Source organism: Bellilinea caldifistulae, assembly GCF_001306055.1.
Taxonomy (GTDB): Bacteria; Chloroflexota; Anaerolineae; order Anaerolineales; family Anaerolineaceae; genus Bellilinea; species Bellilinea caldifistulae.
On sequence record NZ_LGHJ01000021.1, the window covers coordinates 11,845 to 27,983 of the forward strand.

8 protein-coding genes are annotated in these 16,139 nt (G+C 49.8%); 3 read left to right on the forward strand and 5 right to left on the reverse strand.

Annotation, left to right across the window (positions count from 1 at the left end):
- Positions 1-42 precede the first annotated feature (42 nt).
- The 3 genes from AC812_RS15130 (at position 43) to alaS (ending at position 11,033) form a co-directional block, all read left to right on the forward strand.
- A complete protein-coding gene (locus AC812_RS15130; protein WP_061917200.1) occupies positions 43-5,469 on the forward strand; it encodes a tetratricopeptide repeat protein in 5,427 nt (1,808 codons plus the stop codon).
- On the forward strand, positions 5,460-8,141 hold the full coding sequence (locus AC812_RS15135; protein WP_061917197.1) for a C25 family cysteine peptidase: 2,682 nt from the start codon (positions 5,460-5,462) through the stop codon (positions 8,139-8,141). The genes AC812_RS15130 and AC812_RS15135 overlap by 10 nt, the downstream gene beginning before the upstream one ends.
- Before the next feature lie 186 nt (positions 8,142-8,327).
- A complete protein-coding gene (alaS, locus tag AC812_RS15140) occupies positions 8,328-11,033 on the forward strand; it encodes an alanine--tRNA ligase (protein WP_201797714.1) in 2,706 nt (901 codons plus the stop codon).
- Between the two features lies 1 nt (position 11,034).
- Here the strand turns inward: alaS and AC812_RS15145 are convergent, their stop codons facing one another.
- The 5 genes from AC812_RS15145 to gcvH all read right to left on the reverse strand — a co-directional run bounded on the left by AC812_RS15145 (position 11,035) and on the right by gcvH (position 16,014).
- Positions 11,035-12,177, reverse strand: coding sequence for a metallophosphoesterase (locus tag AC812_RS15145; protein WP_061917192.1), 1,143 nt, complete (start codon positions 12,175-12,177; stop codon positions 11,035-11,037).
- Positions 12,174-12,722, reverse strand: a complete 549-nt coding sequence (locus AC812_RS15150; protein WP_061917189.1) for a type 1 glutamine amidotransferase domain-containing protein — start codon at positions 12,720-12,722, stop codon at positions 12,174-12,176. Before AC812_RS15150 ends, AC812_RS15145 begins: the two co-directional genes overlap by 4 nt.
- Positions 12,723-12,810: 88 nt before the next feature.
- Entirely contained in the window at positions 12,811-14,280 is a 1,470-nt protein-coding gene (gcvPB, locus tag AC812_RS15155) for an aminomethyl-transferring glycine dehydrogenase subunit GcvPB (protein WP_061917188.1), read from the reverse strand.
- Positions 14,273-15,622: an aminomethyl-transferring glycine dehydrogenase subunit GcvPA gene (gcvPA, locus tag AC812_RS15160; RefSeq protein ID WP_061917184.1), complete on the reverse strand. Its 1,350-nt coding sequence runs from the start codon at positions 15,620-15,622 to the stop codon at positions 14,273-14,275. The genes gcvPB and gcvPA overlap by 8 nt, the downstream gene beginning before the upstream one ends.
- A complete protein-coding gene (gene gcvH / locus AC812_RS15165; protein ID WP_061917181.1) occupies positions 15,622-16,014 on the reverse strand; it encodes a glycine cleavage system protein GcvH in 393 nt (130 codons plus the stop codon). Before gcvH ends, gcvPA begins: the two co-directional genes overlap by 1 nt.
- Positions 16,015-16,139: the final 125 nt, after the last annotated feature.

Sequence of the window (16,139 nt, forward strand, 5' to 3'; positions counted from 1 at the left end):
TTGTTTTCCCTGCATTGCCCAAATTAAAAACAAGGAGTCCCTATGCCATCCGCAGACCTCCTGGAAGTATTGAAAACAAGTTTGGCGGTGGAAGATGTGCCGGTTGTGTTTTCAGCGTTGAAGAGAGACGCTCTCGTCTGGGACGCAGTCCAGATCAGCTCGAACATTGAAGGGTTGAGCAGCGGACAAACGGTCAAAGAAGACTGGCAGCCAGCCAATCTGGTTTTGAGGATCTTGAACAGCCGCATGGATATCGCTGCTTTACAAGGTGACCATTTCCCCTCGGTTGAGCCTTCCATACGAAAAAAGGCGCTGGAATCTTTTGAAAATTTGCTGCGCACCGCTTCAAAACCGCAAAATTTGCGAGAGGCTGGTTTGATTGCGCTGGCATTACGCGAGCGTCGGCGTAAGACTCAAACCTGGCTTGGATTGATGGATGAACTCAAATCCATTCATTTGAAGAATAAAATTTTCCTCCTCGAATTATGGAAAACACCGCTTGTGTGTTTGTTCGGCCTGATTCCGGACCGGGAAGATTATTTGAAAGCACTTTTAAGCCAAGAGGATTTCGTTCTTTCAAAAGAGTGGATCACTCATATCTTGTTAGGCAACCCATTAGGTGAAGATGAAACAAAACGCCTGTTCATGCTGGTTTTGGCGGAAATCTCTCTTGCTTCTCAGGTTGAATGGCTGGTTTATCTTAAAGGTTGCGATGAACCTCAACTGGCCGGATGGCTGGCAAACCAAATATTACGCGAAGGTCGTCTGAAAACTGGCGGTTTGTCCGGCGTGGATTGGGATGCCTTGCGTCAAAAATCGTGGGCTGAATTGGCCGGTGAAGCCCTGGATCTGCAATGGACGGCAACTCTGCATCAGATAGCAGGACATCCGGCTCAATCAGAATTGTTTTTGAGCCGTTCCAGAAATTTATTACAGCACTGGCTGGGTGGTACAACCCTGCAATTGATTTCGGTGGTGAAGAATGATTCCAGAGCAACCGAAACATTATGGGACGAGATTGAGCCTTTGCTCAGCACTCAACCCTTACCCGAAACATTGATGGAGGAAGCTGTTTGGGTTAAACCACCTGTTTCTCTCATGCGGCGATTAAGCGAATTTAATCTGCCTGGATTGGTTCAGGTATTTGCAAAAGGAAGCGAAGCAGCGATTGGAGAGGAACACGAAAGCCGGGAAATTGTCAAAGAAGCCGTTTGGGAATGGTTAAAGCATCAACAGAACGAAGAAAAAATCCTTAGAGGACAATTTGTCTTTGAATATTCTCCTTTCGAATTATTGGCAATTTTAGAACACCTGAGTTTGTATCAGGAAGCCCTGGAAGTGGCCCAATTGTTCCTCAAGCGGCGTGTTAGAGATGTTTCTCTGATGACATGGACAGCTCGGCTTGCTCATCGTTTGGGTCAGGATGATATTGCAATCCGATTGATCCGCGAAGCCATCTTATTGGAGGAAACCAATCCCCAACATTATCGGACTTACGCCAGAATGCTTGAGGATCGGAATGATTGGGAGTCGGCCTTGAAAATCCGTCAGGATATCCTGAATCGTTTCGAAGATTCATCTTTAGAAGATCAGTTGAATCTGGTGACCTGTGCGATTGGAGGAAGGAATTACGATCTCGCGGTTCAAACCTGCCAGCAAATAATCGAACAGCATGGTGATCAGGGACAGGCTTATACCCTGTTAGGGTTGGCTCAGTTTGGAGAGGGAAAATTGGAAGAAGCCCAAACCAACCTGACGAAAGCCACTCTTTTGATACCGGAAGAGCCCAAGCCATGGCTTGAATTAGCCCGATTGTACAAACACAACGGCGAGTCGCAAAGAGCGCTGGAAACCTTGAGGGCAGCTTTGTTGAATGTACCCGACTCGGCTGAATTACATCTTGCCATGGGAAGAGCATGTTTGGAAAATGGCCTATCGGCTGAAGCTTTACCCTACTTAAAGCAGTCTGCCCGTTTAGCACCGGAGTCAGATGAAGTGGCATTGACCTTGATTAAGACCCTTGCTTCCCTTGGTCATGATAAGGAAGCCCTGGAAGTGGCAGAAAGAGCCCGACTGAAATGGCCGACTCATCCAGAATTGGCCTATGAACATGCGCGCATTTTGTTGCGGGATGGGGAGAGGAGCGAGGGTATTTCGATATTAGAAGTGGCACTTCAATTCGAAGGTGCGCGATTGGAATGGTTTGTGGAATATGCAAAAGTTCTTTTGAATGGTCTGGAATTGAGGCGGTTCTCCAGCGTGCCAGATTCGTCTGTTGGGATTTTAATCAAAGCCCAAAAAGCACTTCAGCGGGTTTTGAAGGAAGTACCCCATCATTTTGAAGCGCTCTTACTAAAATCGGAAATTCACTTGAATTTGCAGGAATGGGATCAGGCTTTGCCGGGATTCCAGCGATTGGTTGAATTTGAGCTGGCTGGTTCACCTGAGTGGCAATGGAGAATCCAATCCGGGCTTGGGGTTATTGCTTTTCATTCGGGTGAAAACGAAATGGCACTGGCAGCCCTGCAAAATGCCAGTCAGGCTTCCCCTGAAAATTTGGATGTCAAGAAGCTGCTGGCAGAAGTGTACTTCCGTCTAAACCTTCTTGAATCATCCAAAGAAGTAGCTCAACAGGTGAGGAAGCTTCAGCCGAACAGCGTAGAGGGTTTAATTTGGTTTGCAAACTTAATGGAACGCTTGAATGAAATTCAACTCAGCATTGAAGCTTTTCAAACTCTTGTTCAACTGGTTCCTCAGGAAGTCGAGTATGCTTTGAATCTGGCTCGACTTTGGATGAAGAACGGTAATGATGAGGCAGCCGGTGAGGAATTGAAGCGATTGCTATCCCTGGAATATATCACGTCAGATCAATTGAAAAGGATGGCTGAGATAGCCCTGACAATCGGCGATTTGGAAGCAGCGAAGAAGGCTATTGACAAGGCGATTTTACTATCACAGGAACCGGATTATTCCCTGCATTTCCACCTGGCTTTATTGCACTGGCGCAGTGGTGAGATTGAATCGGCTAATCATTCCCTGCAAACGGCTCTTACAATAAATCCTAACGCAGCCGAGGCTTATATTTTCCAGAGCGAGTTGCAAAAATTAATGCAACGTCCCCAAGCAGCCATTGCCTCTTTGGAGAAGGCTTTACGAATTTGTGAAAGTCAAGAGGGGAGAGGAGAAGCAATGGTGGATGACAAGGACAGTCAGGTGTGGGGGTACCAACCTGCAACCACCTTTACAGTTCACCGTCTGTTTGTTCCGGTATGCCTGGAAGCCGGTGAGTTAAATCTGGCTCTTTATCACGCCGAGAGCGCTTTGCAACTGTGTCCATCCTCACTGGAAATGGCTTATCAGGTAGCCGATCTTGCCTACCGGCTGCTTCTTCCTGAACGGTTTAGCAAAATTACCACCGTGGTTGAGCAGAATCTTCCAATCGGTTGTTTTACCAGTTTCACCAGCGAGGAAGAAGCAGATTGGCTGGCTGGACTGCACGCTTTTCAGGCAGAAAGTCAAATTGAAAACGGAGATTTAATCGAAGCTGAGAAAATTATTCAACGCGGATTGGCGCATAAACCGGATCATCTTCATCTCAGGACTGTTCGCATCCGATTAAATGCCAAACTGGGTAATTTTCCGGAAGCGCTTTCCGAGTTTCGCCAGGTATTTTTGAAGGTCCAGGAAGAAAAAAGTGCCGCGAACCACGAAAGGGGGTCTGCAGTCTTACGGACGCTGAGCGAAGCCGCCTTTGATTTGATGGAGTGGCAGAATGGTATTCAGCTGGCAGAAAGAGTTTTGCAGGAGCACGAAAACGAACCGGCTGCCTATCTTTGTTATGCAAAGGGATTGATTCGGGCGCTGGAGTGGCAGCGGTTGAGTCAAATTCTGGGAATTGAAAACCACGCACTGAAGCCGGCTACCTCACTGACTATTCAGCGGCAAGCGAAGGAAATGTTGGAAAAAGCAAGCCAGATGAGCCGCTCGCGCCTGTTGGATCATTGGGTGGCACGGGCAGAGGCATTGCTCCAGCCGGATTATCAACGTATTCAGGATTTGAGCGCATTTGCTACCATAGACGAAGATTTTGCGTGGCTGGTTGAGATGCATCTGCGCACTAATAACCCGAGCGGTGCAATGCAAATGGCTGAAATCTGGCGACAGCACCCCTTTGTCCAAATGCTTTCAGCACTGCTTTGGGAGGATGAGGATGCCCCAAGAGCCCTTGATTACGCTCGTCATGCAGTTGAGCAGGCACCTTTCCATCCGGTCTATCAAGCGGTACTGGCCCGAATGGCTGAAAAGAATCAGGATTATGCTCAGGCATTAGAAGCCATTGAGGTTGCGCTGGGGATTTGGGAGAACGAAATCATCTGGCAGATCAAGGCGGCGGATCTGGCTGAACGATGTGGTGAGATGGCATCTTGCCGTCATCATCTTGAAAAAGCCCTGCAACTTAATCCAAATGATTACGATTTGCTCGTCCGGCTCGTGCAGCATTATTTGATGACCGGTTATTCTGATCACGCTGTGCAATTGCTGCAAAGTGTTGTCCATTTATATGGCGAGCGCAGCGAAATCTGGCTGCTGATGGCTCTGGCATTACAGGGGTGTAATGACGATAAGGCTGCTTTGAGAGCTGCCGAAAAAGCCGTGGAATTGGACCACACCAATGGAAAGGCATGGATCACCGCTGGTAAAATTGCTCTACGAATGGGTGATGAAAACAAGGTGCTGTATTTTGCACGGCAGGCAGAAAAGGTTGCACCTGCGGATGCGGGCACCCGCTTGTTAGTGGTGAAAATCCTGATCCGTCAGGGGGAGTTGCGCGAGGCTCTAACCGAATTGAATCGGGCGATTGAAGAAATTCCCGGGCAATGGGAACTGGAGTTTGAGCGGGCAAGATTGGTTGGAGAATTACAAGGCGTGGCGGCAGCACAGGAATTGCTTCAGAGATTGGTGGTGAATTACCCGCAAAATGAGCAGATTTTGTGGTTGTTTGCTCAAACCTGCATGAAAACCGGCAAAGTCAAACTGGCAGAGCAGAGCGGCTTGCAGGCATTGAAACTGAACCCGCAAAATGTGGAAATCCACCGGCTTTTGGCGGAAGTATTCAAAGATCAAGGGCAACTGGATCGAGCGGTGTTCCATCTTAGCGAAGCCATCCGGCTGCAACCAGCTCAGTTGGAAACCTATCTGAAACTGGGAGAAGTGTACACCACCCGTCGGGAATTCAGTAAAGCATTGGGGGTTTACCAGCAGGCTATTCAAGTCAACCCAGAGGATTATCGCCCTTATTATTACTCGGCACTGGTTTTGCGGGATGGTAAAGATTATCCCGCGGCGGAGGTTATGCTAAGAAGGGCGGCTGAGTTAGCACCAGAGGATGTCAACATTCGCCGTCAGCTTGGTGCAATCATTGCACTGAATCTGGTTCATCACGGACAGGAGGCGAAAACATGCCTGTAAAGCAAATTGATAATGAAGATGCAACGCTGATTGCAAGAGGCAGAATTAATCGGAGTACGGCTTTAATCTTGCTGAATTGCGCATTGGAGTGCGGTGAACTGCGCTTTGCCCGGCAACTGGTGCTTTCGTGGCTGACGGCTTTTCCGGGGGATCTGGAAGTCAACACTCTTTTGGGGGAGTTGTTTTTCTTGGAAAATAAACTCAACCAGGGCATCACAATTTTGGAAAAAATTGCCCGTCTTGACCCGGAGGACGTCCGAGTACAAAAATTGCTTGCCGGATGGTATGCCAGAATGAATAATGAGCAATCCAAAAATGCGGCAATCCGGGTTTATATCCTTGGGGAAAGATTGGATATCGCTCAATCCATGCCGGGGTGGGCAATTATTCTCAAAAATGCGCTGAAAGCGTTACAGGAAAACAACCTTGAAACTGCAGAAGTGAATATTTATCAAGCCCTGGCGTTGAATCAGGATGAGGTGCTGGGGGCAATTTTACATGTCAAGTTGCTGCGGGCTTTGGGAGATTCGGCGGGGGTGATGCGGTTTTGTGAGTTATATCATCAGCGTTGGCCGGAGTGTCTGGTCTTTCGGCTAGGGTTGGCAGAGAGTCATTTACTGGCGGGTAACGAGACGCAAGCCGTGCAAATGCTGCATCAATGCGCAGCAGAAGACTCCAACGGTCAGGTCAGTAAACGGTGGTGGGGCGATAATCATCCCTACTTACCCTTGTGGCCGATTCGATACGAGATTACCTTCGGTATTCCCATTCCGGCCAGTATTGCAGGAAAACTGGGCTGGAATCGCTTGGCCCCAGCCGGCAGTCAAATTCCGACGGTCGAGCCGAGCGAATTGACAGATGATCAATCTGTACCCATGGATGAACAAATAACTTCGCATAGCCAAGATATTAAGAACGAATCGGTTGATCAAACGCTCGCATGCGAAAAGGAAGAAAAACTGCCTCGCTTTGAGCGAGTACAGAAAAAGCCTCCCGCATGGTTGAAGGAAACTGAACAGGAATTTGAGAAACTAGCCAAGCGTCTCAAATCTCCGGCCGTTGCAAAGGCAGATGGACGTTTCCCTATTTATGTGATTTTTTCGTCCCGCAGCGGGTTACGTGCGAAATATGGAGAACAGACTACGCAGATTCTTCATCAGGAAATGAACCGGCTGGCAGAAGCCATCCGTCAACGGGCGGGGTGGGGTGCAATGGTCTTCTATCCAGACGACCTTGAATGCACGGGTAAATTGAGCATGACAACCATTTCGGGGAATGATCCATGGAAAATGAAGCTGTCGCTGGCAGATTTGGATCAGGCACTTGCCAGAAAAGGCGGGCGAATTGGTGCTTTGATGATTGTGGGCGGACCGGATGTGGTGCCATTTCACCGGTTACCGAACCCAACCGATGACTCTGACGAGGAGGTCTTGTCCGATAACCCATACAGTACCCTGGATTCCAATTATTTCATACCGGAATGGCCGGTTGGGCGCTTACCCGGTGAAAAAGGTTCCGACGCTGGATTATTGCTGCAACAGATACGGAGTGCGATACAGTATCATCAAAAAAAACAGAAGACCCAAAAAGGTGTAAAACCAGAGCGCTTTTTATTCGATTTGTTACGCTGGCTATTTTTATATCGCCGTCCCCAGCCCTCACCTTCCAGCAAAGATCGGTTTGGATATACTGCAGCTGTGTGGAGGCGCTCTTCGGTGGCAAGTTTTAAGCCGGTCAGTACCGAAACAGCCGTGCTGGTTTCACCGCCTCATCAAACGCGAACCTTTGACCCGGAAAAACTGGTGCGCTCCGAGCTGGGCTTTTACAACCTGCACGGTTTAGCTGAAACCGCCGAATGGTACGGCCAGCGTGATCCCCGCGAAAGCGGGAATGGATCGGAATATCCCGTGGCGTTAACACTGGCGGATTTGCCAAAAAATGGTCATTCGCCCCGAATTGTCTTCAGCGAAGCCTGTTATGGCGGCTATATTGTGGACAAGGAAGAGAACACCTCCCTGGCTTTGCGCTTCCTTTCCATTGGAACAAGAGCAGTAATCGCCTCCACCGGAATTGCTTATGGGGCAGTCAGTCCACCGTTGGTTGGCGCAGACTTGTTGGCAAACCTATTTTGGAAAGCCATAGCCGAGGGATATTCGGCGGGTGATGCGCTGGTACAGGCAAAAATTGGCATGGCCCGTGAGATGAATAAGCGGCAGGGTTTTCTGGATGGTGAAGATCAAAAGACTTTGATTTCTTTTGTATTATATGGAGATCCTCTGGTTTGTGCTGACTCACAACCAGTTAAATCGAAAAAGTACGTCCGAAGCCGCACCCATTGGAACATCAAGACGGTCAGTGATCATGCTAACGGCGATGGTGAACTGAGTATCGCAAATGAGGAGCTGGTTCAACAAGCCAAAGCAGCGGTAGAAGCCTATCTGCCGGGTATTGATTTGGCGGATGTTCGTTATCGCTTGCAAAAGGTTGGGGTAGATCCAAATGTCTCTGACGGAAAAAACAATACAAATTTTGAAAGTGGCAACACTTTAGTCAACCGAAAGGTGTTCATTTTTCAAAGAAAGATTTTCTTCGGCGGCCACACCCACAACCACTATGCTCGGGTGACACTAACCCCGGAAGGAAAATTGCTCAAGATGAGCGTATCCCGCTAATTTCAGTTTCAGGCTCCCATCTCTGTGACAGGATCCATCCAAAAGGATGGATCCTCGCTATTTGGGGACTGGTTGCTAAGCAGGCAGTGTTCCTGTATAATCAAAGCCATTCATCATCTCAATTTCTTTCATCAGGTTGGAGCCAAAGATATGAAGAAAAATTGGACTGGCGCGGAAATTCGACAAATGTTTATAGATTTTTTTGTTGAAAGGGGTCATACCTTCGTTCCATCTTCATCGCTGGTTCCGGGCGGTGATCAAACCTTGCTGTTTACAAATGCAGGAATGGTGCAATTCAAGGACGTCTTTCTTGGAACGGATCAAAGACCATACACCCGCGCAGTAAATTCCCAGAAGTGCATGCGCGTAGCCGGGAAACACAATGATTTGGATGATGTGGGTCGGGATGATACCCATCATACCTTCTTTGAGATGCTGGGAAACTGGTCATTTGGGGATTATTACAAAAAAGAAGCCATATCATGGGCCTGGGAGTTGTTGACTGAGGTATGGGGACTTGAAAAAGAGCGGCTTTGGGCAACCTGTTTCAAAGATGAAAAAGACGAGATTCCCACCGATGAGGAGGCAGCCCAGTACTGGGCGCAGCAACCGGGCATAGATCAGTCTCATATTCTCTATTTTGGACGTAAAGATAACTTCTGGGAGATGGCGGAGACCGGCCCTTGCGGCCCATGCAGTGAGATTCATTATGATCGCGGTATCGAATATTGCGATCGTCAGCATGAAGAAGGGCATGTCTGTCGGGTGAACGGTAACTGCAAGCGCTTCCTTGAGTTGTGGAATCTGGTGTTCATTCAGTACAACCGAATCAGCCCCAGCCGACTTGAGCCACTGCCAGCCCGTCATGTGGATACTGGAATGGGGTTGGAGCGAATCGTTTCGATTTTGCAAGATCAGCCCTCCAATTACCGGACCGATTTACTTTTCCCACTCATGGAAAAAGTCCGTGAATTAACCGGTCACAGCGAGGCTGAACGGGATGCCAATATCACCCCTTACCGCGTGATCGCCGATCATGCTCGTGCCGCGGCTTTCTTGATTGCGGATGGAGTAGTACCGGGCAACACCGGCAGAAATTACGTTTGCCGCATGATTATTCGGCGGGCTTCGCGTTTTGGTAGCAAAATCGGCCTGGACGAACCCTTCCTGGCTCAGGTTGCGGATGTGGTCGTTGAAAATTATGGCAAGGCATATCCTGAGCTGGTTCGCAACCGTGAAGCCATTCTGGATGCGCTGACCCGCGAAGAAAAACGGTTTAAGCGCACGGTCGAACAGGGGCTGGCTCATTTGGAAGAATTATTACAGGAGGTCAAAAACAGCGGCGGCAAATTACTGGATGGCGAAAAAGCGTTTGATTTGTATGCCACTCATGGTTTACCGCTAGAACTTGTCCGCGACATTGCGCTTGAAGAGGGACTGGAGGTTGATCAAACCGGTTTTACGCGGGCAATGGAAGATCATCGTCTGGCCTCCGGAGCTGGCAAGGCTTTTGGCCCGTTAGGCGGTGAGAATGTGGACGTCTACCGCGGCATTCTTGAATCGCTGCAAGCCAGTGGCGAGTTAGGATTAGAGGGTGTCCGCTATGACCCTTACACATCCCTGGAAGTTGAAGGGAAGGTGCTTGCGCTGGTACGGGATGGTCAATCCGTGCCGGAAGTGATGACCGGTGACCTGGTGGAGGTGATCCTGCCGGCAACCTGTTTCTATGTTGAAGCCGGTGGACAGGTTTCGGATACCGGTACGATTGTCTCGGTTGCTGATCCTCGCTGGGAAATACGGGTTGAGGATACCCGCAAACCAGCCGCCGGGGTGATCGTTCATGTGGGAGAGGTTGTCCGTGGTAAACCAGCCGTTGGTGATCTGGCAATTGCAGCGGTAGATGCTCAGCGCAGGCGGGATATTATGCGTAATCACACCGCAACTCATCTCCTTCACGCCGAATTGCAGGCCGTGTTGGGGAAACATGCCCGTCAGGCGGGCTCACTGGTTGCACCCGACCGTCTGCGCTTCGATTTTACCCATCCTGAAGCATTAACCGTTGAGCAATTGGAACGGATTGAAGCGGGTGTCAACCGCGCCATTTTTGAAGACTTGCATCTCAACATCCGATTCAAGCCGCTCAATGAAGCAATTGCCGAAGGAGCAATGGCTCTGTTTGGCGAGAAGTATGCTGAAACTGTGCGAACGATCACGATTGGCGATGAAGAAGAAATTCTTTCTTACGAATTGTGCGGTGGCACTCATGTGGAAAACACGGGCGATATTGGAATTTTCCTGATCACCAGTGAAGGCAGTGCCGCTGCCGGCGTGCGCCGGATTGAAGCCGTAACCGGTAGAGAGGCCTATGCCCTGGTGCAGCGTCGGTTTCGCACCTTGAAACAAACTGCTCAAATCCTTTCCACTTCGCTGGATGATGTCCCTGCAAAGGCAGAGGCATTACTCAAAGAGCTCGATGAAGTGCAGGATGAACTGTCCCTTTTACGCCGGCAATTGGTGTCTGCCGAATTCGAGCAAGCTTTAAATAGCGTGCGGGATATTCAAGGGATAAAAGTGCTGGCTGCTCAATTGTCCAATGCTGACGCAGAGACACTGCGCCAGATGTGCGATCGCTTCCGCCAAAAGTTTGTCAGTGGTGTGGTTGTGCTGGCGAGTGTTGAAAATGATAAGCCATTGTTGATTGGAGCCATCAGTGATGATCTGGTAAAGAAAGGCTGGCACGCTGGTGATTTGATTAAATACGTGGCTGCGATGGTTGGCGGCGGAGGAGGCGGGCGGCCCAATCTGGCGCAGGCGGGCGGAAAGGACCCGTCCATGCTACCCCAGGCTTTGAACAAAGTTTACGAGTGGGTTGAAGGCAAACAAGCCCGTTAGATTAATCTGCGCCGCTGCCAGTAATTTCCCATAGGATAATTTCAGGAGGGCAAAGGAAGCGCACGCGTGGCGCTCCAGCGCCCTCCATTCCTATACCGCGTGTGATATAAAGCGTCAGACCGTTCAACTGGTAGCGGCCGGAAGAGAAGGCTCGTCCGTAAAGTGACGCAGTAAACAAAGCGCCAATCAGTGGCAACCGGACCTGTCCGCCGTGCGTGTGGCCGGAAAGCTGTAAATCTACGGCTGTCTTGGCAGCATTGGGGGCAAGATCGGGGGTGTGATACAGCAGAATGGTGAAATTTTCACTTGTGGGGGGAAGTAGCTTCTCAAGACGAGGAGCATCCACAAATGGGCGGTGGGTACAGGAAAGACCGATCAGATGAACGGTTTGTTGATTAATTTCAAGTTCAAGGCGTTCTTCTTCTAAATAACGAACAGGTAACCGCTGATAAAAAGCGGGCAACATTTCCGCCAAATCTACTGCTGGACTGCCAGCAACGGCATACACTCCGAGAGGGGCCTGCCATTCCGACATGATCTGATGAGCCTGTTCCAATGCAAGCGGGTCACGGTTGTAAGATAGATTGAGAACATCACCGCTGAATAAGATCATGTCAGGGCGAAGTTGCTTGATCAGCTCCTGTAATCTTTTTTCCCGCCGGGTGATGCGCTCAACATGCAAATCCCCTAGGTGCAAAATACGGATCTTCGAACCGCTTTTCAACTTCGGTGTTTGCAAGGTTTGATGGGTGATTGTAATGCGATGGGGTTCGACCCAGAAGCCATAAAATACCAGCAGGCTGCCAATGGCCTGGAGTACAAAATTTAGCGGGTACGGCAACAGCGCAAACGGCAATCGCAGCAGGGCGAGTAAAAAGACAGGGGGCTGTGGTGGGCCAAATGATCGTTGGAAGGCTGGCAGAATTGCCAGCATCAGCCAATCGAGCATGAAAAAGCCCCACAGGGCAAGTGCGTATCCCCACTCCATTCGGGCGGGTAACCAGGCCAGCCCAAAGAGAATTACTCCAAAAATGAGCGGTGGAATTTTTTGAATGGCATCATAGCGGCGTAGGATGACATCAAAATCGTTACCGAGTTCACCCGGAAAATTGCGCCGGTTGGTAAAGTCGCGTGCTTCAATCATTCGTTCTTGCTAACCTGTTGCCGGTATTCTTCCAAAGCAGTGACCAGTTCCCGACAAAAATCTGGAATATCTGCAACCACGCGGCCCCAGACGATGTTGCCACTCCGAAATGCGGCTTCATTCCGCCAGGTTGCACCGGCATTCAGCAAATCGTCCTTGATTCCTTCGCTGCCGGTTGCTTCATGCCCCCGCACAATCCCTGCGCTTATGCCAACCAGGCCGGCGTGACAGATCATCGCCACAATTTTGTGGTTTTCATAAAACCAACGAGTCATCTTCTTTACCGTATCGTAGCGGCGCAGTTTATCGGGAGCCCAGCCGCCGGGAATGACCAGTGCATCGAAATCGGCTGGGTTGAGATCTTCAAAGCTGACTTCGGATTTTCCCTGCAGGCCATTCTTTCCGATATAAGTTTGATTGGCTTTTGCGCCGGCGACGACAACCTCCGCGCCTTCTTCGCGTAACCGCATCAGGGGAACGTAGAATTCAAGATCTTCAAAACCTTCGCCGATAAGGTAGACAATTTTCAAACCTTTGAGTTTCATAGCGGGCCTCCTGTTGATTTGATGGGGAAATTATAACAAACCCCCGCTCTTCATGGGGAGCGGGGGTGACTCGTACAAAAGCAGTTGGCTAATTCTTTACCTGTTCGGGTAACCAGCAGCAAAGCACCAGTTCCTTGGCGGCTTTGACTTCATCCAATCTGCCAATCGGCGTTGAATGAGGTGCTTCACGCAGGAGTTCGGGCTGCTGGTGAGCCTCTTCAGCGATTTTCAGCATAACATCGGCAAACCGATCGAGAGTTTGTTTGGTTTCGGTTTCGGTTGGTTCGATCATCAAGGCTTCCCGAACAATCAAGGGGAAGTAATTGGTCGGCGGATGGAAGTTGTAATCCATCAAACGCTTGGCAACATCCAAAGCGTGAACACCGGGGGCATCGTCCCAAACGCCTTCGACGACAAATTCATGCTTACAAATACGGTCATACGGAACTTTGTAGGTGCCTCGCATTCGTGCCAGCAGGTAATTTGCGTTTAATACGGCATATTCGGATACCTTTCGCAGCCCATCCGCTCCATGAACCGAAATATAGGTATAAGCCCGTACCATCATTCCAAAATGACCATGAAAGGCTTTTACCCTGCCAATGCTTTGGGTGGGTTGGTAGAATCCGAAAACGGGGGGCAGTTCTTCGTCTCCTTCTTCCAACACCTCCACAATTGGACCGGGCAGAAATTCTTTGAAAGCTCCTTTTACAGCCACTGGCCCGGAGCCCGGACCACCACCGCCATGCGGGGTTGAGAAAGTTTTATGAAGGTTGATGTGCATGATGTCGAAGCCCAAATCGGCGGGGCGGGCAATGCCGAGCAAGGCGTTAAGATTGGCGCCATCGCCATACACAAGACCGCCGGCTTCATGGACAATTCGGTTGACTTCAACTACCTGTTCCTCGAACAAACCAAGCGTATTGGGATTGGTCAACATCAGGCCGGCTACTGTATCGTCGCAGGTGGTCCGCAGGGCTTCGATATCCACATTTCCGCGCGAATCAGAAGGAATGTGGACAACTTCATAACCGCTCATTGCAGAAGTGGCTGGATTGGTGCCATGGGCCGAATCCGGGACCAGTATTTTGGTACGTTTGGTATCCCCGCGAGATTTGTGGTAAGCCCGGATGATCATCACGCCCGTGAATTCGCCCTGGGCTCCTGCGGCTGGTTGAAGAGTTACTGCGTCAAAACCGGTGATCTCTTTCAGGTATTCCTGCAACTCATACATCAAAGCCAAATTTCCCTGAACGGTCTCAATTGGCTGGAGCGGGTGGGTGTAGGCGAAACCGGGTAAGCGCGCCATTTCTTCGTTGATTTTAGGGTTGTACTTCATTGTGCAGGAACCCAAAGGATAAAAGCCACTATCAATGCTGTAATTGAGGTGAGAAAGGTGCATGAAGTGGCGAATCACATTCAACTCAGAAAGTTCCGGCAGGGGTAAATCTTTCCTCACAAGGTCCTGAGGAAGTTCTGCCAGTGGGACATCCGGCTGTGGGTAACGGACTCCAACCCGGCCGGGAGAAGAAAGTTCATAGATTGTGGGCTCAGTCATGGGAATACTCCTTCAAAGCCTCACAGAGGATTTCGATATCTTCGCGGGTGTTCATTTCGGTTACGGCTAACAGCATGTGGTTTTTCAGATGAGGGTAGTCATTACCCAAATCGTATCCACCCAGAATGCCGTTATCGAGCAGATATTCGTTGATTTCCTCAACCGAATCGGGGCACTTGACGACGAACTCATGGAAAAATGGTGCCTTGAGGTCCACCTCGAAGCCGGGAATTTGGTTAATTTGTTGAGCAGTATAATGTGCCTTGTGGTAGCACAATTCCGCCACCTGCCGTAGACCGGTCTTCCCGAGCAGACTCATGTACACCGTGGCGGCCAGCGCCATCAATCCTTGATTGGTGCAGATATTTGAGGTTGCCTTTTCACGCCGTATGTGTTGTTCACGGGCTGTGAGGGTGAGTACATATCCCCGGCGTCCCTCTTTGTCGGTTGTTTCACCGACCAGCCTGCCAGCCATTTTACGCACGTAATCTTTCTTTGTTGCAAAAATCCCTAAATAGGGTCCACCGTAGGAAAGGGGAATACCCAATGGCTGACCCTCGCCGCAGGCGATATCGGCTCCCATTTCGCCGGGGCTCTTGAACAATGCCAACGCCAGTGGATTAACAACCACAGCCAGCAAGGCGCCGGCTTCATGTACTTTTTGGGCAAACCTGGTTAAATCCTGCACTCTGCCAAAGAAATCGGGGTATTGAACGACGACCAGGGCGGTATTGGGGTCAACCAGAGGGAGTAGATCTTCAACGGTCGCGAAGGGGTGATTGGTGTCATCGCCGATGACTTCAAGATTTTCGTAGCCGTTCATGTATGTTCGTAAAACGGCGCGGTATTGGGGATTGACCGATGGAGAAACGACAAAGCGGGTGCGTTTTCCCCGGAAATGGTGATAGGCCAAAACGGCGGCTTCAGCCGTAGCAGTTGCACCATCATAGTGAGATGCGTTGGAAGCATCCATTCCGGTCAGGTTGGCGATGAGACTCTGATATTCAAAAATAGCTTGCAAGGTGCCTTGAGAAACTTCGGGCTGGTAAGGCGTGTAGGCCGTGTAAAACTCACCACGTCGGAGGATTGCATCCACCGCAGCCGGCACATAATGGTTGTATGCGCCGGCTCCGAGAAAGCAGATCAAATCGCGAGTAGTTTCATTGATACTGGCAAGTTCCTGCAACTGAGCAGCAACTTCCATTTCAGTTAAAGGTTCTGGGAGGTTCAGTCTCGGAAAACGGTATTCGGCCGGAACATCTTCAAAGAGCGATTCGATGGAAGGTACGCCGATAACCTTGAGCATCTCCTCCCGTTCGGAATCGGTATGGGGAGTGTACATTAGTGACCTCGTTCCTGGCAGTAGGCTTCATATGCGGCTGCATCCATCAAGGCATCCAGTTCGGCAGCGTCCGACATTTCAATTTTCATCATCCAGGCAGCCCCATAGGGATCGCTGTTGATTACTTCAAATTGGTCTGTGAGGGATTGGTTCAATTCAACCACTTTGCCCGAAACCGGAGCGTTGACATCCGCAGCAGCTTTGACCGATTCAAGAGTAGCAACCGATTGATCTTTTGTGACCGTATCGCCGGGATCTACTTTGAATTCAAAATAGACGATATCAGATAGTTGTGATTGGGCGTAATCCGAGACCCCAATGATGGCAATGTTACCTTCTACCTTGACCCATTCATCGGTTTTGGCGTACTTCAAATTAGGTGGGACATTCATGGGAAACCTCCTGTCAGAAGATGATTGGATAAAACACAGAGGACATACCAGACAAAGGTATGTCCTCTGTTATAGACCTGTGAGATTCATCCCGAATTTCGAGATTTGCTCCATGGGTGCACGAG

Bases quoted from the DNA above. Each gene is read 5' to 3' on its own strand.
- AC812_RS15135 (WP_061917197.1), top strand. From the start codon at position 5,460: ATGCCTGTAAAGCAAATTGATAATGAAGATGCAACGCTGATTGCAAGA.
- gcvPB (WP_061917188.1), bottom strand. From the start codon at position 14,280: ATGACTGAGCCCACAATCTATGAACTTTCTTCTCCCGGCCGGGTTGGA.
- alaS (WP_201797714.1), top strand. From the start codon at position 8,328: ATGTTTATAGATTTTTTTGTTGAAAGGGGTCATACCTTCGTTCCATCT.
- gcvPA (WP_061917184.1), bottom strand. From the start codon at position 15,622: ATGTACACTCCCCATACCGATTCCGAACGGGAGGAGATGCTCAAGGTT.
- AC812_RS15145 (WP_061917192.1), bottom strand. From the start codon at position 12,177: ATGATTGAAGCACGCGACTTTACCAACCGGCGCAATTTTCCGGGTGAA.
- gcvH (WP_061917181.1), bottom strand. From the start codon at position 16,014: ATGAATGTCCCACCTAATTTGAAGTACGCCAAAACCGATGAATGGGTC.
- AC812_RS15150 (WP_061917189.1), bottom strand. From the start codon at position 12,722: ATGAAACTCAAAGGTTTGAAAATTGTCTACCTTATCGGCGAAGGTTTT.
- AC812_RS15130 (WP_061917200.1), top strand. From the start codon at position 43: ATGCCATCCGCAGACCTCCTGGAAGTATTGAAAACAAGTTTGGCGGTG.